Below are 20,043 nucleotides of genomic sequence, written 5' to 3' on the forward strand. Positions count from 1 at the left end.
GGCCGCAGCGCCGGCCCCCTTGCCGGCGTGGGCGCCCGGGACGGCGGTTCCGGGCACCCGGCAGACACCCGTGGGTCCGTGGGCAGCCATCCCGCGGAACGGGTGCGCACGCACCCACGCACCCGCACCCGGAGGCGATGCCCAGCCACCGGACACCTGACCCGCCGAAACTCCGCGCCCCATAAAATCCGCACGTCAGGGCTATCGCACCGCAGCCTCAAGAGGAGCCGCCCTCATGGCCGAACACCCCGCCTACCCCGTAGGCCTCCGCCTCTCCGGCCGCCGCGTGGTCGTCCTCGGCGGCGGACAGGTGGCCCAGCGCCGCCTCCCGGCGCTCATCGCGGCAGGCGCGGACATCGTCCTCGTGTCCCCCGAGGCGACCCCCTCCGTCGAGGCCATGGCGGACGCGGGCGAGATCGGCTGGGTCAGGCGCCCGTACCAGGACGGCGACCTCGCCGAGGCCTGGTACGCCCTCATCGCCACCAGCGACCCCGAGGCCAACACTCAGGCCTCCGCCGAAGCCGAGCGGCACCGCGTCTGGTGCGTCCGCTCCGACGACGCCGACCAGGCGACCGCCTGGACTCCCGCGACCGGCCACAGCGAGGGCGTCACCGTCGCGGTCCTCACCACGGACGCGCGTGGCCGCGACCCCCGCCACACCGCCGCCATCCGCGACGCGGTCGTCGAGGGCCTGCGCGACGGCACCCTGGTGGCGCCCCACCACCGCAGCCGCACACCCGGCGTCGCGCTCGTCGGTGGCGGCCCCGGCGACCCCGACCTGATCACGGTCCGCGGCCGGCGGCTGCTCGCCGAGGCGGACGTCGTCATCGCCGACCGGCTCGGCCCGCGCGACCTGCTCGCCGAACTCCCGCCGCACGTCGAGGTGATCGACGCGGCGAAGATCCCGTACGGCCGTTTCATGGCCCAGGAGGCCATCAACAACGCGCTCATCGAGCACGCCAAGCAGGGCAAGTCGGTCGTCCGGCTCAAGGGCGGAGACCCGTACGTCTTCGGCCGCGGCATGGAGGAACTGCAGGCGCTCGCCGAGGCGGGCATCCCCTGCACGGTGGTGCCCGGCATCTCCAGCTCGATCTCGGTCCCGGGCGCGGCCGGCATCCCGGTCACCCACCGCGGGGTCGCCCACGAGTTCACCGTCGTCAGCGGGCACGTGGCGCCCGACGACGAGCGCTCCCTGGTCGACTGGCCGTCCCTCGCCAAGCTCACCGGCACACTCGTGATCCTCATGGGCGTCGACAAGATCGGGAAGATCGCCGAGACGCTCGTCGCGCACGGCAGGTCCCCGCAGACCCCCGTCGCGCTGGTCCAGGAGGGTACGACGGCCGCGCAGCGACGTGTCGACGCCACGCTCGCCACGGTCGCCGAGACGGTGCGCGCCGAGGACGTGAAGCCGCCGGCGGTCATCGTCATCGGCGAGGTCGTACGGGTCGGCCCGCAGCCCGCCGCTTGATCACCGACCCTGATCATGCGTAACCCCGGGTAACACGACCCGTTCCGAGCCGTTGGCACCGCACCGAGGACAAGGCAGTATCACTCTGTGGCCGATCTCATCACCGTCGAGGATCCCGACGACCCGCGCCTGCGCGACTACACAGGCCTGACCGATGTCGAGCTGCGCCGCAAGCGCGAGCCCGCCGAGGGCCTGTTCATCGCCGAGGGCGAGAAGGTCATCCGCAGAGCCAAGGAAGCGGGCTACGAGATGCGCTCCATGCTGCTCTCGGCCAAGTGGGTCGACGTGATGCGCGACGTCATCGACGAACTCCCCGCCCCGGTCTACGCGGTGAGTCCGGATCTCGCCGAGCAGGTCACCGGCTACCACGTGCACCGCGGCGCGCTGGCGTCCATGCAGCGCAAACCGCTGCCGACGGCCGCCGAGCTGCTGCGCTCGGCCCGCCGGGTCGTGGTCATGGAGTCGGTCAACGACCACACCAACATCGGCGCGATCTTCCGCTCGGCGGCGGCGCTCGGCATGGACGCGGTCCTGCTGTCGCCCGACTGCGCCGACCCGCTGTACCGGCGCAGCGTCAAGGTGTCCATGGGCGCGGTGTTCTCGGTGCCGTACGCCCGGCTGGAGACCTGGCCGAAGGGCCTGGACTCGGTCCGCGAGGCCGGTTTCACCCTCCTCGCGCTCACCCCGGACGACAAGGCGCGCTCGCTCGACGAGGCCGCTCCGCACACCATGGACCGGGTGGCCCTGATGCTCGGCGCCGAGGGTGACGGGCTGTCCAGGCAGGCCCTGGTCGCCGCCGACGAATGGGTCCGCATCCCGATGTCCCACGGCGTCGACTCACTGAACGTGGGCGCGGCCGCGGCGGTCGCCTTCTACGCGGTGGCCACCGGGCGCCCCCGCCCCTGACCTCCCGCCCCGCGTTCCCTTCCGGGACGCCGCCACCCCCGGGCCCAGGCCGCCCGGGTCACCGCCGTCCTGCTCGCCGAAGGCGCCGTCAGTTGCCGAAGTCGCGGCTCAGGGTCGGCTCGTGCTGGCCGGACACCGGCTGGTCGGCGTCCGCCGGCCGGTAGTCCGGCTGGGCGTGCCGCTGCTGCCGGTCGCCGTCGCCGCCGAGTCCGCGCGCCGGTCCCTGGCAGCCCTGCGCCACCGCGATGCCGAGCGCGACGAGCAGCGTCACCACCACGAACACGAACAGCCGCTGGCGCAGCAGACGCGGATTGGCCGGCCGGCGCCCGCCGCCCGCCGTACGCCGCGCGGGCCGCCCGGCACCGTTGCGCGGAGCGGGGTGGTGCCCACCGCCCGAGCGCCGGCCGCCGCGCGGCGGCGGGGTCGGGCGCGCCGCACCCGGCCGCGCGGGAGCACCCGTGCCACCGCCGCGCGCGCCGCTGCCACCCCGCGAAGTGACTGAGCCACGGGCCGGTGCACCGCCCCGGGAGGGGGCGCCGCCGCGCGGCACCGGTGTGCCGGGGGACGTACGCCGCTGGGTGCGCTGCTGCTCGGGGTAGGTGTCGGCGAGCCGTCCGGTGGGCCGGTCCGCCTCCGCGGCGCGCGGCGCGGGCGGCCGTACGTCGGCCAGGCCCTGTGCCTCACGCGCGGCGATCTCCTTGAGCCGCAGCGACAGCTGCAGCGTGCTGGGCCGCTCCTCGGGGTCCTTGGCCAGACAGGCCCGGACCAGCGGGGCGAGCGCGTCGGGTACGCCGTGCAGGTGCGGTTCCTCGTGCACCACCCGGTACAGCATGACCTCGGAACTGCCCTGCCCGAAGGGTGAGTCCCCGGTGGATGCGTAGGCGAGGGTCGCGCCCAGGGAGAAGACATCCGTCGCCGGGGTGACGGCCGCGCCGCGCACCTGCTCGGGGGCGAGGAAGCCGGGGGAGCCGACCGCCGTACCGACGTGCGTGAGCGTGGAGGCGCCGGTGGCCCAGGCGATACCGAAGTCGATGATCCGCGGCCCCTTCGGGGACAGCAGGATGTTGGAGGGCTTGAGGTCCCGGTGGACGACACCGGCCTCGTGCACGGCGACCAGCCCCTCGGACAGCGCCGCGCCGATCGCCGCCGCGTCGGCCGCGCCCAGCGGGCCCTCGTCGGCGACCTTGTCGTGCAGGGAGGGTCCGGGGACGTACTGCGTGGCGAACCAGGGCCGCTCCGCCTCCAGGTCCGCGGCGACCAGCCGGGCGGTGCAGCCGCCCCTGATCCGCCGGGCCGCCGAGACCTCACGGGCGAACCGCGACCGGAACTCCTGGTCCTCCGCGAGATCGGGCCGGATCACCTTCAGGGCGACCCGCTGCCCCTTCTTGTCGGAGCCGAGGTAGACCACACCCATCCCGCCCGCGCCGAGCCGTCGGTGAAGCCTGAACGAGCCGACGACGCGCGGGTCCTCGCGCCTCAGGCGCATCATCGCCATGTTCATCCCCGCTGCCCGGTCCCTGTGACGTGGCACAGCTTACGTTTCCACGGCCGCCTGCGCGCAGAGGCCGCGCCCTCCGGGGCCGACGGATTGTGCCGCCCGCCGGTACGAGGTGATGTGCGGTCAGGAAGACGGCGGGCGTCGGGGCATTGAGCCATCCGCTTTCCCAACCGATCTCCACCGAACGGGCGTTGAGAGTGCGAGGGGGCAGCCGGTGCCGGTTCATGTCTCCACCCGGCGGACACCTGGTAGCGACGAGAGGCCAGGCCGCGGTGCGGACCACGGCCCGCACACACCACACCGCCACCACCCCTCCGGAGTGATCGAAGTCACTCCTTCCGGCCCGCTGGACGCTTCCGGCATGACCGGACACAGCGGGCCCCCCTCCGGGAAGACCCCTAGGCCCGGACCCGCGTCTCCACCCAGGGGAGTACATCCCAGGTCATGGCTCATCCTCCGGGAGGCCCGGCAATCGGTACGAGGGCATGACGCCCGTCGCTCGCCCCCCGCCTAGATTTGAGGTCAAGCGGCGGGTGCAGCACTCGTCCCCCGAGGTCAGGCGCCCGCCGCTGCCGACCACAAGAGACACGGTCAGGAGAGGGACCATGGCCCACACGGCACCGCGAAGCCCGGCGTTCGCGCCGCGCCGGACGGGCCGCCGCCACCCCTTGGTGGCGACGCTCATGGCCCTTCCTCTGGCGGCCCTGCTCCTGCTCGTCTTCGACGGCTGGGAGACGGTGGCCACACAGGCGTCGTCCGTGGGTGCGATGCTGGGGCGCTGAGCGGCGCCCCAGGCCCGGAAGAGCGGTCCGGGCGGGGACATCCATCCAGGAAACCCCGTGGGGACGGGGGTGCGACGGACGGCATGATGCCGGCGCAGCTGGGGAGCTGCGCCGGCATTGCTTTCTCCGGCCCCGGCCCGCCGCCTGGCAGAGCCCCGGCGTGCGCGTACGTGTCGCAGCTGCGGGCAGTGGTGCCGGGGGCTGGTGCGGCCTCGGCGGTGGCTGTCCTGGCCCGGGCGGTTGTGGGCGGTCGTGCGGCGAGAAGGTCGCGCATCTGTCAGTGGGCCGCGTGCCTGTCGCAGCTGTGGGCAGTGGTGCCGGGGCCGGTGCCGGCTGGGCGGGGGTTGCCTTGACCCGGCAGCTCCAGGCGGTCGTGCCGTGAGGCCGCCGCTCGCTCTCAGCGACCCATGTACCCAGCCGCGGGCAGTCGTGCCCGTGCTTCAAGGGCCCAGGAGGTACCCCGCGGTGGCACGGACGGGCGCACGCGGCACCCCGCCGGCGCGGGCAAGCGACCCCACCCCCCGCCCCGCCCGGGCACCGGCACCGGCGCCGAGGAAACCGCCCCCCGCAGCCACCCCCCGGCCCCAACACCGCGCACCGATGAAGCACCGCGCCCCCCATCCCCGTACGCTCACCGGGACACCCGACCACCGAGGCCCCCGTTGACCCTGCTCCCCGCTCTCACCGCCCAGGCCAGAGCCGCCGCCCACCCGGTCCCCGGCGGAGCCCCCTGCGCCTGCGGCGAGCCACCCGCCCCGCTCGCCGACCGCCCCGACGCCACCGTCGTACGGCACGCCGACACCGTCGCAAAGGCCCACGCCCCCGGTACCGACCCCGCCGCGCTGACCCTCCGCCTGGCCGTGGCCGCTCGTCTCCCGGACGTCCTCCTGCCTCCGCTCACCCCGACACCCACCCTCCTGCAGGACCGCTTGGTCACCTTCTGGCCGTACGGCGCCCCCGTGGACCCCGACGCCCCGGACGCGGCCCCCTGGGAAGCCACCGCCACCCTTCTCGCCCGCCTGCACCGGGCCTCCCCGCCCGACGGTCTGCCCCCGATGCGCGGTCCGGAGAAGGCAGCCCGCGCCGTCACCCGGCTCCGCACGGCCCTGCGCGCCGAGCACCCTGCCGAACCCCGCCCCGAGCCCCCTGCTGAACCCCGCGCCGGGCTCCACCTGGCAGCAGGCCCCGTTCTCGCCGCCTGGGCCGCCCTGCCCGCCTGGGCCCGCGCCGAGGCCCCCATGCCCGGCACCCCGGCCCTCTGCCATGGCGACCTCCACCTCGGCCAGCTCGTCCGCCACCCGGCTCCGGGCGGCCCCTGGCGGCTGATCGACGTGGATGACCTGGGAACCGGCGTCCCCGCCTGGGACCTCGCCCGCCCGGCCGCCTGGTACGCCTGCGGACTGCTCCCGCCCGACGCATGGACCCGTCTCCTCGGGGCGTACCAGCGCTCGGGCGGCCCCGCCGTACCCTCGGCCGGCGACCCCTGGCCCGCCCTGGACGTCCCGGCCCGCGCACTGACCGTACAGACGGCCGCCCTCGCCCTCGCCAAGGCGCTCACGGCCGGCCGGCCGCTGGACGAGGTGGAACAGGCACTCGTCGACGCATGCGCCCGAATGGCTCCGATTCCGCACCAGTTGGCGTCCGCAGACACGAACAGACACACGGGCTAGGCTGCAACCGACCGGGGCTGGACGGAGTCTGTCCTGGGGAAACACGAAGCAGGACCGACCGGCGAGGAGTTGAGCCGACCATGCACTGTCCGAAGTGCCACGCCCCGATGAACACCTACAACCGCAGCGGCGTCCAGATCGAGCAGTGCAGCGGCTGCCGGGGCATCTTCCTGGACTACGGGGAGCTGGAGGCGCTGACCCAGCTGGAGTCCCAGTGGTCCAAGCCCGTCCCGCCGGCCCCGCCCGCCGCCCCGCAGCCGTACCCGGCCCCGCCCGCGCCCGCCTGGGGCGCCCCGCACGGCGGTCACCACGGCGGCCACGGACAGTACGGCCACCACGGGCACCACGGCCACAAGAGCTGGGCCCACATGCTCTTCTCCAGCTGAGCGGCGCGGGGCACGAAAGAGCCCCCGGCCGTACGAGACGGCCGGGGGCTCCTTGCTGTGTGGACGATACTGGGATTGAACCAGTGACCTCTTCCGTGTCAGGGAAGCGCTCTCCCGCTGAGCTAATCGTCCGCGGGCCGTGACCCTGGGGTCACAGTCAGTGCGCGATACTGGGATTGAACCAGTGACCTCTTCCGTGTCAGGGAAGCGCTCTCCCGCTGAGCTAATCGCGCGGGTGGGATCTTCGAGAAGACCCGTGGATCTTGCGAGAAGATCCAGTGGACGATACTGGGATTGAACCAGTGACCTCTTCCGTGTCAGGGAAGCGCTCTCCCGCTGAGCTAATCGTCCTTGGAGGTGGAGACGGGATTTGAACCCGTGTAGACGGCTTTGCAGGCCGTTGCCTCGCCTCTCGGCCACTCCACCAGGAGTGTAGGGGATCGGGATGACCCCTTCTTCCTTCGAGCGGACGACGAGGCTCGAACTCGCGACCTCAACCTTGGCAAGGTTGCGCTCTACCAACTGAGCTACGTCCGCTTGTCGTTTCGGTCCGCTTCCGCGTCCCGGCGACGTGTTGAACTCTAGCGGATTCCCGGGCCAGCACAAAAACGCGTTTGCGCAGCGTGCTGCGGTGCCTCCGGCGGACCACGTGGTCAAGGCCCCCTCGGGGTCATCCCAGGGCCACCTCTCGGACACCCGACCTAGACTCGACCCCGTGCTCCACCATCCTTCCCCGCTCCCTGCCCTGGCCCGCTTCGGCGACCGCGTCGCCACCGGACTCCTGGACGTCACGAGTGACCCGGCCGCCCTGGACTCCGCGGGCTTCTGGGCCGTCTGCGCGGACTTCGAGGGCCGGCTGACCTGCGCTCGCTTCGCGGACGTACACGAGGCGCCGGTGCCCGCGCCGGTGCCGGGGGGCTGGCGGGGGCCCGCGGTGGAGGACTGGACCTCCTCCCTGGACCGGGCCGCGTACACGACGGCCGTCCGCCGCATACGCGAGCACATCGCGGCCGGTGAGGTCTACCAGGCCAACCTCTGCAGGGTGCTCAGCGCGCCGGTTCCCCCGGACGCCGACGTGGACGCCCTGACCGCCCTGCTGGCCCGCGGCAACCCGGCGCCGTACGCCGGAACGATCCGGCTGCCGCAGCACGGCGTGGAGATCGCCACCGCCTCGCCCGAGCTGTTCCTGCGCCGCCGCGGCCGTGTCGTGGAGTCGGGGCCCATCAAGGGCACCGGGCGCACGGAGGCGGACCTCCTGGAGAAGGACTACGCCGAGAACGTGATGATCGTGGACCTGGTCCGCAACGACCTCGGGCGTGTCTGTACGACCGGCAGCGTGACCGTCCCCGACCTGTGCGCCGTGGAGAAGCACCCGGGCCTGGTCCACCTGGTCTCCACCGTCCGCGGCGAGCTGCGGGACACGGCCGGCTGGCCGGACCTCCTCGCCGCCGCCTTCCCGCCCGGCTCGGTGACCGGCGCGCCGAAGTCGAGCGCCCTGCGGATCATCGAGGCCCTGGAGACCGCCCCGCGCGGGCCGTACTGCGGGGGCATCGGCTGGGTGGACGCCGACCGGGGCACGGGCGAGCTGGCCGTGGGCATCCGCACCTTCTGGATCGACCGGCCCGACGGCGGTACGGCCGTGCTGCGCTTCGGCACCGGCGCCGGCATCACGTGGGGGTCCGACCCCGAGGGGGAGTGGCGGGAGACCGAACTGAAGGCGTCCCGGCTGCTCGCGGTAGCGTCGGGAGCGTACGCGGCAAGTGGAGGGGTGTACTCATGAGGATCTGGCTGGACGGCGGGCTGCGCGACCTGGAGTCCGCCCGGGTCTCCGTCTTCGACCACGGGCTGACCGTCGGCGACGGCGTCTTCGAGACGGTGAAGGCGGTCCACGGCAGGACCTTCGCGCTCACCCGGCACCTGGACCGGCTGAGCCGCTCGGCCCGTGGCCTGGGCCTGCCCGAGCCCGACCACGACGAGGTACGGGAGGCCTGCGCGGCCGTCCTGGAGGCGAACCCGATGCCGCTCGGCCGGCTGCGGATCACCTACACCGGCGGTCACGGACCGCTCGGCTCCGACCGCGGTGAGCACGGCCCGACCCTCGTGGTCGCCCTCGGCGAGACCACCCGCCGCCCGGACACCACCGCCGTGATCACCGTCCCGTGGACCCGCAACGAGCGCGGTGCGCTGACCGGCCTGAAGACCACCTCGTACGCCGAGAACGTCGTCGCCCTCGCCCGCGCCCATGAACGCGGCGCCTCGGAAGCGCTGTTCGGCAACACCGTCGGACAGCTCTGCGAGGGCACCGGGTCGAATGTCTTCGTCGTCCTGGACGGCGAGATCCACACCCCGCCGGTCGCCTCCGGCTGCCTCCCGGGCATCACCCGTGCGCTGACCGTCGAGTGGACGGGCGCCAAGGAGACCGATCTGCCGCTGGACGTGCTGGAGCGCGCGGACGAGGTCTTCCTCACCTCGACCCTGCGCGACATCCAGGCCGTGCACCGGGTCGACGACCGGGAGCTGCCCGGCGCTCCGGGCCCGGTGACCGCGAAGGCGATGCAGATCTTCGACGAGCGGGCCGGACAGGACCTGGACCCCTGAGCCGGGTCCGAGCCCGGGACTGGGCCGGGGCGCGCCGCAAAACGGGCTGACTGGGTGGCCGGCTGCGGGTAGAACACCTGTGATGACCACGACCCTGCGGCCGGTCGAGCCGCTCCAGCGCAACGCCGACGGCACCCGTTCCCGCCGCTACCAGGTGTGCGTGAACAGCCGTCCCGTCGGCGAGATCCACCTCGGCACCTCGCCGTCCCTCGGCGACTCGGTGGCCCGCGTCATCGATCTGTGGATCGCCGAGCCCGACCGGCGGCGCGGCCGGGGCACGGTGGCCGCGCTCGCCGCCGAGGAGGTGGCGCGCGGCTGGGGCTGCACCCAGATCGAGATCCGCGTCCCCGCCTCCGCTGACATGGCCCTGCCGCTCTTCGGCGCCCTGGGCTACACCCTGCGCAACCGCGGCATGGAGAAGCGCCTCGGCACCGCCCCGCCCGAGCTGCCGCCCGGCAGCAGCGCGCGACCCATGACCCAGGCGGACTTCGACGCCTGGCAGGAGTACGAGCGCGAGCAGTACGCGCGCATGTGGACCGAGCGCGGCCTCTCCGCGGACGCGGCCCACGCCAAGGCCCGCAGCGACCACGAACGACTGCTGCCGCACGGGCTCGGCACCGACGGCATGCTCTTCAGCGTCCTGGAGCACGAAGGGGCCCGGGTGGGCACCCTGTGGGTGGCCCTGCGGGACGGCGAGGCGTTCGTCTTCGACGTCGCGGCCGACCCGGCCCACCGCGGCCGGGGCCACGGCCGCACGCTCATGCTGCTCGCCGAGCGCCAGGCCATCGAGGCCGGCCGACGGGTCCTCGGCCTCAATGTGTTCGCGGGCAACACCCCGGCCGAGCGGCTGTACGAGTCGCTCGGTTACGAGACCACGGAACGCTCCCTCGCCAAGCCCCTGCTGTAGGGCCAGGGGCCCCGGGGGCTCAGGCGTCCTGCTCGCCCAGCAGCCGGTCGGCGATCTCCTCGACGCGCTCGCGCAGCCCCTCCTGGCTCTTGCCGCCGTCGAGGCGTTCGCCGCCGATGACGTACGTCGGGGTGCCGGTGACACCGATCGCCTTGCCCTCGGCCTGGTCGGCGTCCACGATCAGGATGTGCCGGCCGTCGATCAGTGCGGTGTCGAACTCCTCGGCGTCGAGCCCGAGTTCACGGGCCACCCCGACCAGGAAGGGTTCTCCCTGACGGTCCAGCTCCTCGACCCGCTCCAGCACGGCCTCCACATACGGCCAGCCCTTGCCCTGCTCCAGCGCCTCCTCGGCGGCCTGCGCGGCGGCGAAGGCGTGCTTGTGCTTCTCCAGCGGGAAGTGCCGCAGTCGCAGCTCCAGCCGGTCGCCGTAACGGGCGCGCAGGGCGCGGACGTCGTCCAGGGCGGTACGGCAGTCGGGGCACTGCAGTTCGCACCAGACGTCGAGAACGAGGGCGTCGGTGCGTGCGGGGGAGGAGTCGCTCATGCCGACCAGTCTCCCAGGCCGGACGCGGCTGACCCAATCGGAACGGCACGGCCGCCGTGCCCGGGCGCGGGGAAGGTACGGCGCCGGACCGGCACTCCAGTAGGAGGTGACCCGGAGATGTCCCTGATGTCCCCCGGGAGCGTGGCCTCGCGAGGACATGGCGGTGCAGGATGGAGGGGACGGAGGCGGTGCGCCGTGGCGGTGGCCGCGTCCGCGCACTGTGCGCCTTCTCCCCGACCGAGCCGCCCAGGAGGACCGGATGATTGCCGAGACCGTCTGCTCCGCCGTGTCCGCGGCGGGCCTGGGCATCGCGGTGGTCACGGCCTACCGCAGGCGTTTCCTCGCGGCGGCCCGCATCGCCGCCTACTCGCTGGTGCCGGTCGGCCTGGTGATGACCGGGGCCGTCGGCTGGCTCGCCGACACCGCCTTCAGCCCCACCGCCTGGGCCGGCTTCGGCGTGCTGGGCGCGGCCTGGCTCCTGTTCGCGGGCACCCGGGCGGTCGAACGCCGGCGCGGCGGCACCCGTGCCCAGCGCAGAGCGGCCCGCGGCGACCAGTCCGAGGCCGTGGCCCCGGGAGCCTCCGCACCCTCCCTGGGCGCGGGCGCCCGGCCCACGACCGGATCCGCCACCGCCCCACGCGCCACCGGCTCCGCCGAAGACTTCAGCGACATCGAGGCCATCCTCAAGAAGCACGGCATATGAGGTCCAGAACCGTTCACAAGCCGACTCAAGTCGGACGAGACGGTGCGGAATGCGGTAACTCCCGCATATCACGAGCGCGTTGATCGCGCACGGGGTCTGTTCTGCGCCATCATCGGCCGCGAGATGCTGGACACAGAGAGCGAGGCCGCGCCGCCGGAGGATGAGCCGCGCGGGTGCCTCTTCGCCCTATCCCAGCCACCGCTGATGATCTTCCTTGCGGTGATCGGGTGTCTGCTCCTCATGGCTGCGCTGCACGATCTGCTGTTGCTGTGAGCCGTACACGTCCGTCCCGGCGCCACCCGCCGGGACCGACGTCGCCACGGGCCGCCACACCGGCACTCGGAGCCCAGCTGGAACCCCTACGGCGCTCCCTCCGGGATCATCCCGTCGCCTCCTTGCGGCGGGCCCGGTACGCGGCCACGTGCAGCCGGTTCCCGCAGGTGCGGCTGTCGCAGTAGCGGCGGGAGCGGTTGCGGGAGAGGTCGACGAAGGCGCGCCGGCAGTCCGGTGCCTCGCAGCGGCGCAGCCGTTCCTGCTCCCCGGCCACCACGAAGAAGGCGAGTGCCATCCCGCAGTCGGCCGCGAGATGGTCGGCCACGGAGGCACCGGGCGCGAAGTAGTGCACATGCCAGTCGTAACCGTCATGGTCGGTCAGGCGCGGGGTGGTGCCCGCGGCGGCGACCAGCTCGTTGATCAGCCCGGCGGCGGAGCGGGCGTCCGGTGCGGCGAAGATCGCCGCGAAGCGCCCCCGGATCCTGCGCACCGCCGAGAGGTCGGACTCCGACAGCACGCCGACATCGCTGATCTCGTGGTTTCGTACGAAATCCGCGAGAGCCGGGACATCGGGCAGCCCGTCGGCCGCCGTGTCGTCCTCCGGCGCGGTGTTCACCAGATCGACCACGGTGTCGAGAGCACACCGGGCGTCGTGGGTGATCAGCACGTTTCGCTCCCTGGCCTGGGGGGTCGGGCGGACGCCCGCCGATGCTGGCCGATGGTAGCGACAACCCCGCCCGCCGCACCGTCCGCGGCCCGACTCGCCTGCCGGGAGAACGCCGCCGCGCCCGCGGCGGTTCCCGGAGCCGGCGGGCGCGCACGGGCCGACGCCGCCCCGTGAGCGTTCACGGTGACGGCGCCGGCCCGTGCCGTATGCGGCTGTCTTGGCCCGAGCCGTCTCCCCGAGTGGACGGCGCCGGGCTGCTTTCGGAGGCCGCGACCTAGCTCTCCGCCAGGATGTGCGAGAGCTCCTGATCCAGATCGAAGTGCCGGTGTTCCGTGCCGGGCGGCACGGCGGCGTCGGTTCGCTTCAGGAAGGACTCCAGGGCCCGCGCCGGGGCTTCGAGCAGGGCCTCCCCCTCCGGGGAGCTGAGGGCGATGCACACGACGCCCTGACCATGGCTGCGCGACGGCCAGACACGGACGTCGCCGGTGCCGGTGGGCCGGTGGAGCCCTTCGGCGAGGAGGTCGCGGGCGAACACCCACTCGACGGTTTCCTCGGCTCCGGTGTGGAAGGTGGCGTGCACGGCGTAGGGGTCGGCCGTGTCGTACCGCAGGCCTGCGGGGACAGGCAGGGAGGACTCGCTCGACACAACGAGGCGCAGGTGCAGCTCGCAGCTGACCGTGGTGTTCATAAGCGCCAGGGCCTTTCGCTCAGTGTGCGCTCGGGGATTCGCACGTCGGCGAAATCGACATGCCACCTACGGTGCCGTTGTAAACCCCTCTGAGCGTTTTGCGTGTCTTTACGTAACTCTTCCGGCCGAGAACTCGTACGAGACCTACGTCCATTCCGGTGACTGGATTCACTCCGGTAGGGTTTGTCCATATGAATACGGGGAGTGACGAACCGGGCGACGTCGCCGGGGCGGCGGACAGGGTGAAGGCGGACCGGAGGGAAGCCGGACCGGAAGCGGGGCGCGGGGACGGCGGCCTCGGCTCCCGGGCGCCGGAATTCGTCAAGGCCCGCCGACTGCTGCATCTGAGCTGGCAGGTCGGCGTCTTCGTGATCGGCCTCGCGGTCGTCGCCGCCGGCATCGTCATGCTGCCGCTGCCGGGACCCGGCTGGGTGGTGATCTTCGGAGGCATGGCGATCTGGGCGACCGAGTTCGTCTGGGCGCAGCTCGTGCTCCGCTGGACCAAACGCAAGGTGACCGAGGCCGCCCAGCGGGCCCTCGACCCCAGGGTGCGCCGCCGCAACATCACGCTGACCGGTATCGGGCTGGTGATCGTGGCCGCGCTGGTGGGGGCCTATGTGTGGAAGTTCGGCGTCGTCGTGCCGTGGCGGATCGAGGACCAGTGACCGGAGTCCGCCGCCCGTCGCTCCGGGCGTGGTCGGAGGCACCCCCTGACATGGGGTAATGTTCTTCCTGCGCCCGGGCGATTAGCTCAGTGGGAGAGCGCTTCGTTCACACCGAAGAGGTCACTGGTTCGAACCCAGTATCGCCCACCCGGACCGACGGCCCACCTGCAGGACAGCAGGTGGGCCGTCGGCGTACGCGGGCCCGAACCGGCCCGGCGGTTCCGGTGACGGAACGGTGACGATCAGTTACTCACGGTTGGGCCCCCGAGGAGCGGGCCAAGAAGATCGACCGGACCGTCGCGCTCTTCGAGAAGAAGTACCCCAAGATCAGGGTCAAGACGACTTCCAGACGTACGACGGCTTCTGGGAGAAGTTCCAGGCCCGGGCCGCCGGCGGAAATCCCCCGGATGTTTTCCAAAAGGCCGTCACCTTTCTCCGGAAGTACGACAAGCGCGGAATTCTCCTCGACCTCAAGTCCCACGTTCGGGCAGGCAATCTGACCCTGGATCACTTCTGGGACGGCGTGGTGAAGGTGGGCGAGGGCGACGGAAAGCAGCCCGGAATTCCCGTCGGTTCCGACACCATGGCGCTCGTCATCGACAAGAAGGTGTTCCGGAAGGCGGCGTCGAGCCGCACACGGGGTGGACCAGGGACGACTGCCTCCGCCAGAACGGCAAGGCGTTCTTCCCCATGGCGGGCCGGCGGCAAAAGTGGAGCGCCGTCGCACGGGCGGCGGCGCTCGCTCCCCGAGTGTGGCCGGTGCCGGAGCGCGGCGCATGAGTACGCGTACTCAGACTTGTGCACTGCTTCACGCACCGGACCGCACCGGGCACGGGCACACTCGACCCATGGACTGGACCCACTACCGCTTCCGCAGCCAGTGGTCCCTGCCCGCGCCGCCCGCCGCCGTGTACACGGTGCTGGAGCGGCCCGAGGACTATCCCCGCTGGTGGCCCCAGGTGCGGTCGGTGATCCGGCTGGACGACGCCACCGGCGTCCTCACCATCCGGTCCGTGCTGCCGTACGACATCACCTTCACGGCACGCCGGACCCGCCACGACCCCGACGCCGGTGTGCTGCAGGTCACCCTGACCGGTGACATCGAGGGCTGGGCGCGCTGGACGGTCACCGCCGAGGGCTCCGGGACCCTGGCCCGGTACGACCAGGAGGTCCGGGTGCACAAGCCGCTGCTGCGCCGGCTCGCGGTACCGGGCCGCCCCGTCTTCCGCGTCAACCACCGCCTGATGATGCGGGCCGGGCGGCGCGGGCTGCTGCGGCACCTGGAAGCGGTTTGAACGAACCGCGCCGGGACCTGTATTGTTCAGTGCGTTCCCGGGCGATTAGCTCAGTGGGAGAGCGCTTCGTTCACACCGAAGAGGTCACTGGTTCGAACCCAGTATCGCCCACCGGGAAAGGCCGGTCCGCAGCAGCGGACCGGCCTTCTGCGTGCTCGGCGGTCTCATGCCGCCGCCGGCAGCTCCGGCCGCAGCGGCCAGTCCGTGGGGACGATCTCCTCCGACCCGCTGCGCGCGAACCACGCCTGCAGACCGCGTGCCTGGGCCGCGTGCCAGTTGGCCTGGAGCGTGTGCAGCTCGGCGGGGGAGAGGCGTTCGAGACGGGTCGCGAAACGGCGGCCCAGGGCCCGTACGACCTCCAGGGCGGCCAGCGCGTCCGCCCCCGCGTCGTGCGCGCCCTGCAGCGTCACGCCGTAGTGCTCGCACAGGTCCGTCAGCGTGCGGCGGCCCTTGCGGTAGCGGTCCAGGTGCTTGTCCAGCACCCTCGGGTCCAGCACCCTGAGCGGCGCCGACTCGAACCAGCGGTCCAGGGAGGACGCCCGGTGCCGGCGCAACTCCCGGTCCAGCAGCGTGAGATCGAAGGGCGCGTTCATCACCACCAGCGGGCGGCCCATCGCCGCGTGCTCCGCCAGCTGCTCGGCTATCTCGTACATCACCGGCGCCGGCCAGCGGCCGTTGTGCTGCAGGTGCTCCTCCGTCAGCCCGTGCACCGCCGTCGCCTCCTCGGGCACCGGCACCCCCGGATTCACCAGCCAGCGGGACACCCGGGGCCGGGTTCCCGGCGCGTCCTGGACGACGACGGCGGCCGACACGATCCGGTCGGTCTCGACGTCCACGCCCGTCGTCTCCGTGTCGAAGGCGGCCAGCGGCCCCTCGTACCAGTACGTCATCCCAACCCAACTCCTCGTTCACCCAGGGCAGGTGACGTTCCGTCTTCTGCCCGTTTGGTGATACCCGGGCCGTTTGCGCCGTACGCCGCGAGGAGACAACAGGAGTACGGGTCTTTGCAGTTCAGCGGCCCACAGCGGGGAAACTCTTGGCTTGGAAGGCTGTTGGTCATGGCCACTCTGCAGCCCGAGCGGGGCGGGCTGCTGCCCGATCGCCCGGGCACCGTCCGCGGCACGCTCGCCACCACCGCCTGCATGGAGACACTGCAGGTCGGCTATCTGCACGCGGTCGCCGCCGCGGCCGGCTGTTCCCTGTCCCAGCCCTTCCCGGACAACGGCATCGACTGGCACGTCAGCCACAGCGCGCCCGGACACACCGTCGACGACGAGGTCACCATCAAGGTGCAGCTCAAGGCCACCTACCAGATCGCGCCGAACCCTCCGGGACGCTCCTTCTCCTTCACCCTCGACAACGACCATCTGCGCAAGCTCGCCCGCACACCCGTCTCGGTGCACAAGATCCTGGTCGTCATGCTCGTCCCGCGCGCCCAGGACGACTGGCTGCGCGCCAGCCACGACCGGCTCGACCTCAGGCACTGCTGCTACTGGGTCAACCTCGCCGGCCACCCCGTCACCGGCCGGCACCGGACCACCGTGCGGATCCCGACCACGCGCATCTTCGACGACCGGGCGCTGTGCGAGATCATGACGCGGGTCGGGACGGGAGGCAGGCCATGAGGAGTCGTCCGTACGAGGAGCTGCCGCGCCAGGTCCGGCCGCATCCCGACGACCCCGCCTGGCACCGGCCCCCCGACGCCGCCCAGGTCGACCCCGCCGTGCTCGGCGCCCTGCTGCACCGGCACGGCTGGCAGCGGCGCGGGGGAGCGGCGGGCCGGTACGGCCGCTGGACCCCGCCCGGCCCGGGCGGCGGCGCCACCAGCCTCCTCGTGCCGGAGAGCCGGGCCTTCCCGGACAGCGACGACCTGCTCGGCGAGGCCCTCGACGCCCTCGCCCGCAGCGACACCGCCGCCGCGCGCGAGGTGCTCATCGCCCTCGCCGTGCCCAGCGACGAGATCCGCTGGTGGCGCGACACCCCTGGCGGACCGGTGGGCGCCGCGCCCTGGACGGCCGACGAGCAGCTGCGCGGCGGCGCCCGGCAGATGCTGCTCGCCGCCGCGCTCGCCACACGCGCGCGTGCCGGCTACTACGGCGCCCGCCACCGCCGCTCCGCCGCCGTGCTTCTGCAGGACGTCCTCGTCGGCCCCGCCACCGAGGGCCGCCACCTCACCGCGTTCGTGCCCGTGCCCACCGGCCGTCCCCTCGCCGTCCGCCTCCACCAGGCCCTGTACGCGGCCCGCGAGGCCATCGACTACCAGCGGGCCACCGGCGGCATGGACGCCTTCGACGGCGCGGTCGAAGCCGGGGTCAGCCGCGAACTGACCGAGGCGCTCGCCGCGCTGGTGCGGGGCACCGAGGGCGCCCGGATCGCCGTCGCCTGGGCCCCCGGCGCCGGCGTCCCCGAGGGCTGCGCCCCCTCCGCCGAACCCGTCGAGTTCTCGCCCGGGGACCTGCCCGCCCTGCGCGAGGCCGCCGCCCGCTATCTGCGCGAGGAACCCTCCGTGCCGGTCCGCGTCACCGGCGCCGTCGTCCGCATGCGCCGCTCCGGACCCGGCGGGGAGGGCACGGTACGGCTGCGCGTCCTCTCCGGTGCCGACGTCCCGCACATCCGGGTCACGCTGGACGAGGAGGACTACCGCATCGCAGGCCACGCCCATCTCGTCGGACTCCCGGTGCGCGTGCACGGCCGGCTGGAGCGCCGGGGCGGCTTCCGCCGGCTCACCGGTGCCTCCGGGGTCGTACCCGTGCAGGTGGACCAGGGCGAGCGGGACCGGCTGATGAAGTCCCTGCAGGAGAACCTCGACTTCTTCGAGGAGGCCTGCGGCGACAGGGAGGCGGGAGGGTACGGGGACGAGGACTGAGGGTGACCGTTTAGCGGTCGGTGCCGTCGGGTCGGTACGATCGCCTGTGCGCGCGTTCCTGGTATGGCGCCGCACCCACCTTCAGTCAGGAGAGACCGGTGTCAGACGTCCGTGTGATCATCCAACGCGATTCCGAGCGGGAAGAACGCGTGGTGACGACGGGCACTACGGCCGCCGACCTCTTCGCGGGCGAGCGCTCGATCATCGCCGCGCGTGTGGCCGGCGAGCTGAAGGACCTCGCGTACGAGCTGTCCGACGGCGACGAGGTCGAGGGCGTCGAGATCTCGTCCGAGGACGGCCTGAACATCCTGCGCCACTCCACCGCGCACGTCATGGCGCAGGCCGTGCAGGAGCTGTTCCCCGAGGCCAAGCTGGGCATCGGCCCGCCCGTCAAGGACGGCTTCTACTACGACTTCGACGTCGAGAAGCCGTTCACGCCCGAGGATCTCAAGGCCATCGAGAAGAAGATGCAGGAGATCCAGAAGCGCGGGCAGCGCTTCTCCCGCCGTGTCGTCACCGACGAGGCGGCTCGCGAGGAGCTGGCCGCGGAGCCGTACAAGCTGGAGCTGATCGGCCTCAAGGGCTCGGCGTCGCACGACGACGGCGCGGACGTCGAGGTCGGCGCCGGCGAGCTGACGATCTACGACAACCTGGACGCCAAGACCGGCGAGCTGTGCTGGAAGGACCTCTGCCGCGGTCCGCACCTGCCCTCGACCCGCCTGATCCCGGCGTTCAAGCTGATGCGCAACGCGGCCGCCTACTGGCGCGGCAGCGAGAAGAACCCGATGCTCCAGCGCATCTACGGCACCGCCTGGCCGTCCAAGGACGAGCTGAAGGCGTACCTCGACTTCCTCGCCGAGGCGGAGAAGCGCGACCACCGCAAGCTCGGCAGCGAGCTGGACCTGTTCTCCATCCCGGAGCAGATCGGCTCCGGCCTCGCCGTCTTCCACCCCAAGGGCGGCATCGTCCGCCGGGTCATGGAGGACTACTCGCGGCGCCGCCACGAGGAGGAGGGCTACGAGTTCGTCTACACCCCGCACGCGACGAAGGGGAAGCTCTTCGAGACGTCCGGGCACCTGGACTGGTACGCCGAGGGCATGTACCCGCCCATGCAGCTCGACGAGGGGGTGGACTACTACCTCAAGCCCATGAACTGCCCGATGCACAACCTGATCTTCGACGCGCGCGGCCGCTCCTACCGCGAACTGCCGCTGCGCCTCTTCGAGTTCGGGACCGTGTACCGGTACGAGAAGTCCGGCGTCGTGCACGGCCTGACCCGCGCCCGCGGCTTCACGCAGGACGACGCGCACATCTACTGCACCCGTGAGCAGATGTCCGAGGAACTGGACAAGACGCTCACCTTCGTCCTCGGCCTGCTGCGCGACTACGGCCTGACCGACTTCTACCTGGAGCTCTCCACCAAGGACCCGGAGAAGTTCGTCGGCTCCGACGAGGTCTGGGAGGAGGCGACCGAGACCCTGCGCCAGGTCGCCGAGAAGCAGGGCCTGCCCCTCGTGCCGGACCCGGGCGGCGCCGCCTTCTACGGCCCGAAGATCTCCGTCCAGGCCAAGGACGCGATCGGCCGGACCTGGCAGATGTCGACCATCCAGCTCGACTTCAACCTGCCCGAGCGGTTCAACCTGGAGTACACCGGCCCCGACGGCTCCAAGCAGCGCCCGGTCATGATCCACCGCGCGCTGTTCGGCTCCATCGAGCGGTTCTTCGCGGTGCTCCTGGAGCACTACGCGGGCGCCTTCCCGGCATGGCTGGCCCCGGTCCAGGCGCTCGGCATCCCGATCGGCGACGCGCACGTGGACTACCTGGAGAAGTTCGCGGCGGCGGCCCGGAAGAAGGGCCTGCGCGTCGAGGTGGACTCCTCCTCGGACCGCATGCAGAAGAAGATCCGCAACGCCCAGAAGCAGAAGGTGCCCTTCATGGTCATCGCGGGCGACGAGGACATGTCGAACGGCTCGGTCTCCTTCCGCTACCGCGACGGCTCCCAGGAGAACGGCATCCCGTTCGACGAGGCCATCGCGAAGATCGCGAAGGTGGTGGAGGACCGGGTCCAGGTCTGACCCACCCGTCTCGGAAGGGCCCCCGGGGATCGTCTCCCCGGGGGCCTTCCCT

Annotated in this window: 20 protein-coding genes, 7 tRNA genes and 1 pseudogene; 18 read left to right on the top strand and 10 right to left on the bottom strand. The window is 72.4% G+C overall.

All coding sequences use genetic code 11. The features are described from left to right. Window positions 1-235: 235 nt before the first annotated feature. Window positions 236-1,468: a uroporphyrinogen-III C-methyltransferase gene (gene cobA / locus ABT171_RS12905; protein ID WP_351242838.1), complete on the top strand. Its 1,233-nt coding sequence runs from the start codon at window positions 236-238 to the stop codon at window positions 1,466-1,468. 87 nt (window positions 1,469-1,555) lie between these two features. Further along, entirely contained in the window at window positions 1,556-2,374 is an 819-nt protein-coding gene (locus tag ABT171_RS12910) for a TrmH family RNA methyltransferase (RefSeq protein WP_351242840.1), read from the top strand. 88 nt (window positions 2,375-2,462) lie between these two features. Here ABT171_RS12910 and ABT171_RS12915 read toward each other — a convergent pair whose 3' ends face one another. After that, on the bottom strand, window positions 2,463-3,875 hold the full coding sequence (locus tag ABT171_RS12915) for a serine/threonine-protein kinase (RefSeq protein WP_351242842.1): 1,413 nt from the start codon (window positions 3,873-3,875) through the stop codon (window positions 2,463-2,465). Window positions 3,876-4,477: 602 nt separating this feature from the next. Here ABT171_RS12915 and ABT171_RS12920 point away from each other — a divergent pair. The 3 genes from ABT171_RS12920 (at window position 4,478) to ABT171_RS12930 (ending at window position 6,710) form a co-directional block, all read left to right on the top strand. Then, on the top strand, window positions 4,478-4,654 hold the full coding sequence (locus ABT171_RS12920) for a hypothetical protein (protein WP_351242844.1): 177 nt from the start codon (window positions 4,478-4,480) through the stop codon (window positions 4,652-4,654). 662 nt (window positions 4,655-5,316) lie between these two features. Beyond that, window positions 5,317-6,324 (top strand): phosphotransferase, encoded by a 1,008-nt coding sequence (locus tag ABT171_RS12925; RefSeq protein ID WP_351242846.1) that lies wholly within the window; start codon window positions 5,317-5,319, stop codon window positions 6,322-6,324. A gap of 80 nt (window positions 6,325-6,404) precedes the next feature. Next, the gene (locus tag ABT171_RS12930; RefSeq protein ID WP_351242848.1) at window positions 6,405-6,710 is read left to right on the top strand and encodes a TFIIB-type zinc ribbon-containing protein; all 306 of its coding nucleotides are present in this window, start codon (window positions 6,405-6,407) and stop codon (window positions 6,708-6,710) included. A 60-nt stretch (window positions 6,711-6,770) separates the two neighbouring features. On the opposite strand, the gene ABT171_RS12935 is transcribed toward ABT171_RS12930, so the two are convergent. From ABT171_RS12935 to ABT171_RS12955, 5 genes are all read right to left on the bottom strand, one after another. Beyond that, window positions 6,771-6,842, bottom strand: a tRNA-Val gene (locus ABT171_RS12935). 29 nt (window positions 6,843-6,871) lie between these two features. Further along, window positions 6,872-6,943, bottom strand: a tRNA-Val gene (locus ABT171_RS12940). A gap of 46 nt (window positions 6,944-6,989) precedes the next feature. Beyond that, window positions 6,990-7,061: transfer RNA gene (locus tag ABT171_RS12945), tRNA-Val, on the bottom strand. A gap of 1 nt (window position 7,062) precedes the next feature. Next, a tRNA-Cys gene (locus ABT171_RS12950) sits at window positions 7,063-7,136 on the bottom strand. Window positions 7,137-7,174: 38 nt separating this feature from the next. After that, window positions 7,175-7,247: transfer RNA gene (locus tag ABT171_RS12955), tRNA-Gly, on the bottom strand. Between the two features lie 178 nt (window positions 7,248-7,425). Between ABT171_RS12955 and ABT171_RS12960 the strand changes: the two genes are divergently transcribed. The 3 genes from ABT171_RS12960 to ABT171_RS12970 all read left to right on the top strand — a co-directional run bounded on the left by ABT171_RS12960 (window position 7,426) and on the right by ABT171_RS12970 (window position 10,215). After that, the gene (locus ABT171_RS12960) at window positions 7,426-8,490 is read left to right on the top strand and encodes a chorismate-binding protein (protein ID WP_351242850.1); all 1,065 of its coding nucleotides are present in this window, start codon (window positions 7,426-7,428) and stop codon (window positions 8,488-8,490) included. After that, entirely contained in the window at window positions 8,487-9,308 is an 822-nt protein-coding gene (locus ABT171_RS12965; RefSeq protein WP_351242852.1) for an aminotransferase class IV, read from the top strand. Before ABT171_RS12960 ends, ABT171_RS12965 begins: the two co-directional genes overlap by 4 nt. Before the next feature lie 82 nt (window positions 9,309-9,390). Continuing rightward, complete coding sequence (locus tag ABT171_RS12970; protein ID WP_351242853.1) at window positions 9,391-10,215, top strand: GNAT family N-acetyltransferase; 825 nt, start codon at window positions 9,391-9,393, stop codon at window positions 10,213-10,215. A 19-nt stretch (window positions 10,216-10,234) separates the two neighbouring features. Here ABT171_RS12970 and ABT171_RS12975 read toward each other — a convergent pair whose 3' ends face one another. Further along, window positions 10,235-10,759 (bottom strand): DsbA family protein, encoded by a 525-nt coding sequence (locus ABT171_RS12975; protein WP_351242854.1) that lies wholly within the window; start codon window positions 10,757-10,759, stop codon window positions 10,235-10,237. A 259-nt stretch (window positions 10,760-11,018) separates the two neighbouring features. Here ABT171_RS12975 and ABT171_RS12980 point away from each other — a divergent pair, with 259 nt between their 5' ends. Next, complete coding sequence (locus tag ABT171_RS12980; protein WP_351242856.1) at window positions 11,019-11,462, top strand: hypothetical protein; 444 nt, start codon at window positions 11,019-11,021, stop codon at window positions 11,460-11,462. 123 nt (window positions 11,463-11,585) lie between these two features. Then, complete coding sequence (locus ABT171_RS12985) at window positions 11,586-11,735, top strand: hypothetical protein (RefSeq protein WP_351242858.1); 150 nt, start codon at window positions 11,586-11,588, stop codon at window positions 11,733-11,735. Window positions 11,736-11,841: 106 nt separating this feature from the next. On the opposite strand, the gene ABT171_RS12990 is transcribed toward ABT171_RS12985, so the two are convergent. Continuing rightward, window positions 11,842-12,402: a CGNR zinc finger domain-containing protein gene (locus ABT171_RS12990; protein ID WP_351242860.1), complete on the bottom strand. Its 561-nt coding sequence runs from the start codon at window positions 12,400-12,402 to the stop codon at window positions 11,842-11,844. Between the two features lie 274 nt (window positions 12,403-12,676). Next, window positions 12,677-13,090, bottom strand: a complete 414-nt coding sequence (locus ABT171_RS12995) for an SsgA family sporulation/cell division regulator (RefSeq protein ID WP_004002642.1) — start codon at window positions 13,088-13,090, stop codon at window positions 12,677-12,679. 191 nt (window positions 13,091-13,281) lie between these two features. Here ABT171_RS12995 and ABT171_RS13000 point away from each other — a divergent pair, with 191 nt between their 5' ends. The 5 genes and pseudogenes from ABT171_RS13000 to ABT171_RS13020 all read left to right on the top strand — a co-directional run bounded on the left by ABT171_RS13000 (window position 13,282) and on the right by ABT171_RS13020 (window position 15,161). Further along, window positions 13,282-13,755 (top strand): TIGR02611 family protein, encoded by a 474-nt coding sequence (locus tag ABT171_RS13000; protein WP_351242862.1) that lies wholly within the window; start codon window positions 13,282-13,284, stop codon window positions 13,753-13,755. 75 nt (window positions 13,756-13,830) lie between these two features. After that, a tRNA-Val gene (locus tag ABT171_RS13005) sits at window positions 13,831-13,902 on the top strand. Between the two features lie 88 nt (window positions 13,903-13,990). Continuing rightward, window positions 13,991-14,323: pseudogene (locus ABT171_RS13010) on the top strand (sugar ABC transporter substrate-binding protein); the annotation flags it as partial. A 280-nt stretch (window positions 14,324-14,603) separates the two neighbouring features. Next, window positions 14,604-15,050 carry an SRPBCC family protein gene (locus ABT171_RS13015; protein WP_351242864.1) on the top strand — a complete coding sequence of 149 codons (447 nt, stop codon included), beginning with the start codon at window positions 14,604-14,606 and terminating at the stop codon, window positions 15,048-15,050. 39 nt (window positions 15,051-15,089) lie between these two features. Next, window positions 15,090-15,161 (top strand) — tRNA-Val (locus ABT171_RS13020). A gap of 53 nt (window positions 15,162-15,214) precedes the next feature. Here ABT171_RS13020 and ABT171_RS13025 read toward each other — a convergent pair. Beyond that, window positions 15,215-15,940: a 3'-5' exonuclease gene (locus ABT171_RS13025; RefSeq protein WP_351242866.1), complete on the bottom strand. Its 726-nt coding sequence runs from the start codon at window positions 15,938-15,940 to the stop codon at window positions 15,215-15,217. 168 nt (window positions 15,941-16,108) lie between these two features. Between ABT171_RS13025 and ABT171_RS13030 the strand changes: the two genes are divergently transcribed. From ABT171_RS13030 to thrS, 3 genes are all read left to right on the top strand, one after another. Further along, window positions 16,109-16,675: a DUF4365 domain-containing protein gene (locus ABT171_RS13030; RefSeq protein ID WP_351242868.1), complete on the top strand. Its 567-nt coding sequence runs from the start codon at window positions 16,109-16,111 to the stop codon at window positions 16,673-16,675. Then, window positions 16,672-17,916, top strand: coding sequence for a hypothetical protein (locus ABT171_RS13035; protein WP_351242870.1), 1,245 nt, complete (start codon window positions 16,672-16,674; stop codon window positions 17,914-17,916). Before ABT171_RS13030 ends, ABT171_RS13035 begins: the two co-directional genes overlap by 4 nt. A gap of 98 nt (window positions 17,917-18,014) precedes the next feature. Continuing rightward, window positions 18,015-19,991 carry a threonine--tRNA ligase gene (thrS, locus tag ABT171_RS13040; protein ID WP_351242872.1) on the top strand — a complete coding sequence of 659 codons (1,977 nt, stop codon included), beginning with the start codon at window positions 18,015-18,017 and terminating at the stop codon, window positions 19,989-19,991. Window positions 19,992-20,043 lie beyond the last annotated feature (52 nt).

The sequence above is a fragment of the Streptomyces sp. NPDC001851 genome (assembly GCF_040297165.1).
Taxonomy (GTDB): domain Bacteria; phylum Actinomycetota; class Actinomycetes; order Streptomycetales; family Streptomycetaceae; genus Streptomyces.

Excerpts from the sequence above, each read along its gene's own strand:
- cobA (WP_351242838.1), top strand. The coding sequence starts at position 236 with ATGGCCGAACACCCCGCCTACCCCGTAGGCCTCCGCCTCTCCGGCCGC.
- ABT171_RS12915 (WP_351242842.1), bottom strand. The coding sequence starts at position 3,875 with ATGAACATGGCGATGATGCGCCTGAGGCGCGAGGACCCGCGCGTCGTC.
- ABT171_RS12920 (WP_351242844.1), top strand. The coding sequence starts at position 4,478 with ATGGCCCACACGGCACCGCGAAGCCCGGCGTTCGCGCCGCGCCGGACG.
- ABT171_RS12930 (WP_351242848.1), top strand. The coding sequence starts at position 6,405 with ATGCACTGTCCGAAGTGCCACGCCCCGATGAACACCTACAACCGCAGC.
- ABT171_RS12965 (WP_351242852.1), top strand. The coding sequence starts at position 8,487 with ATGAGGATCTGGCTGGACGGCGGGCTGCGCGACCTGGAGTCCGCCCGG.
- ABT171_RS12970 (WP_351242853.1), top strand. The coding sequence starts at position 9,391 with ATGACCACGACCCTGCGGCCGGTCGAGCCGCTCCAGCGCAACGCCGAC.
- ABT171_RS12975 (WP_351242854.1), bottom strand. The coding sequence starts at position 10,759 with ATGAGCGACTCCTCCCCCGCACGCACCGACGCCCTCGTTCTCGACGTC.
- ABT171_RS12980 (WP_351242856.1), top strand. The coding sequence starts at position 11,019 with ATGATTGCCGAGACCGTCTGCTCCGCCGTGTCCGCGGCGGGCCTGGGC.
- ABT171_RS12985 (WP_351242858.1), top strand. The coding sequence starts at position 11,586 with ATGCTGGACACAGAGAGCGAGGCCGCGCCGCCGGAGGATGAGCCGCGC.
- ABT171_RS12995 (WP_004002642.1), bottom strand. The coding sequence starts at position 13,090 with ATGAACACCACGGTCAGCTGCGAGCTGCACCTGCGCCTCGTTGTGTCG.
- ABT171_RS13000 (WP_351242862.1), top strand. The coding sequence starts at position 13,282 with ATGAATACGGGGAGTGACGAACCGGGCGACGTCGCCGGGGCGGCGGAC.
- ABT171_RS13015 (WP_351242864.1), top strand. The coding sequence starts at position 14,604 with ATGGACTGGACCCACTACCGCTTCCGCAGCCAGTGGTCCCTGCCCGCG.
- ABT171_RS13025 (WP_351242866.1), bottom strand. The coding sequence starts at position 15,940 with ATGACGTACTGGTACGAGGGGCCGCTGGCCGCCTTCGACACGGAGACG.
- ABT171_RS13030 (WP_351242868.1), top strand. The coding sequence starts at position 16,109 with ATGGCCACTCTGCAGCCCGAGCGGGGCGGGCTGCTGCCCGATCGCCCG.
- ABT171_RS13035 (WP_351242870.1), top strand. The coding sequence starts at position 16,672 with ATGAGGAGTCGTCCGTACGAGGAGCTGCCGCGCCAGGTCCGGCCGCAT.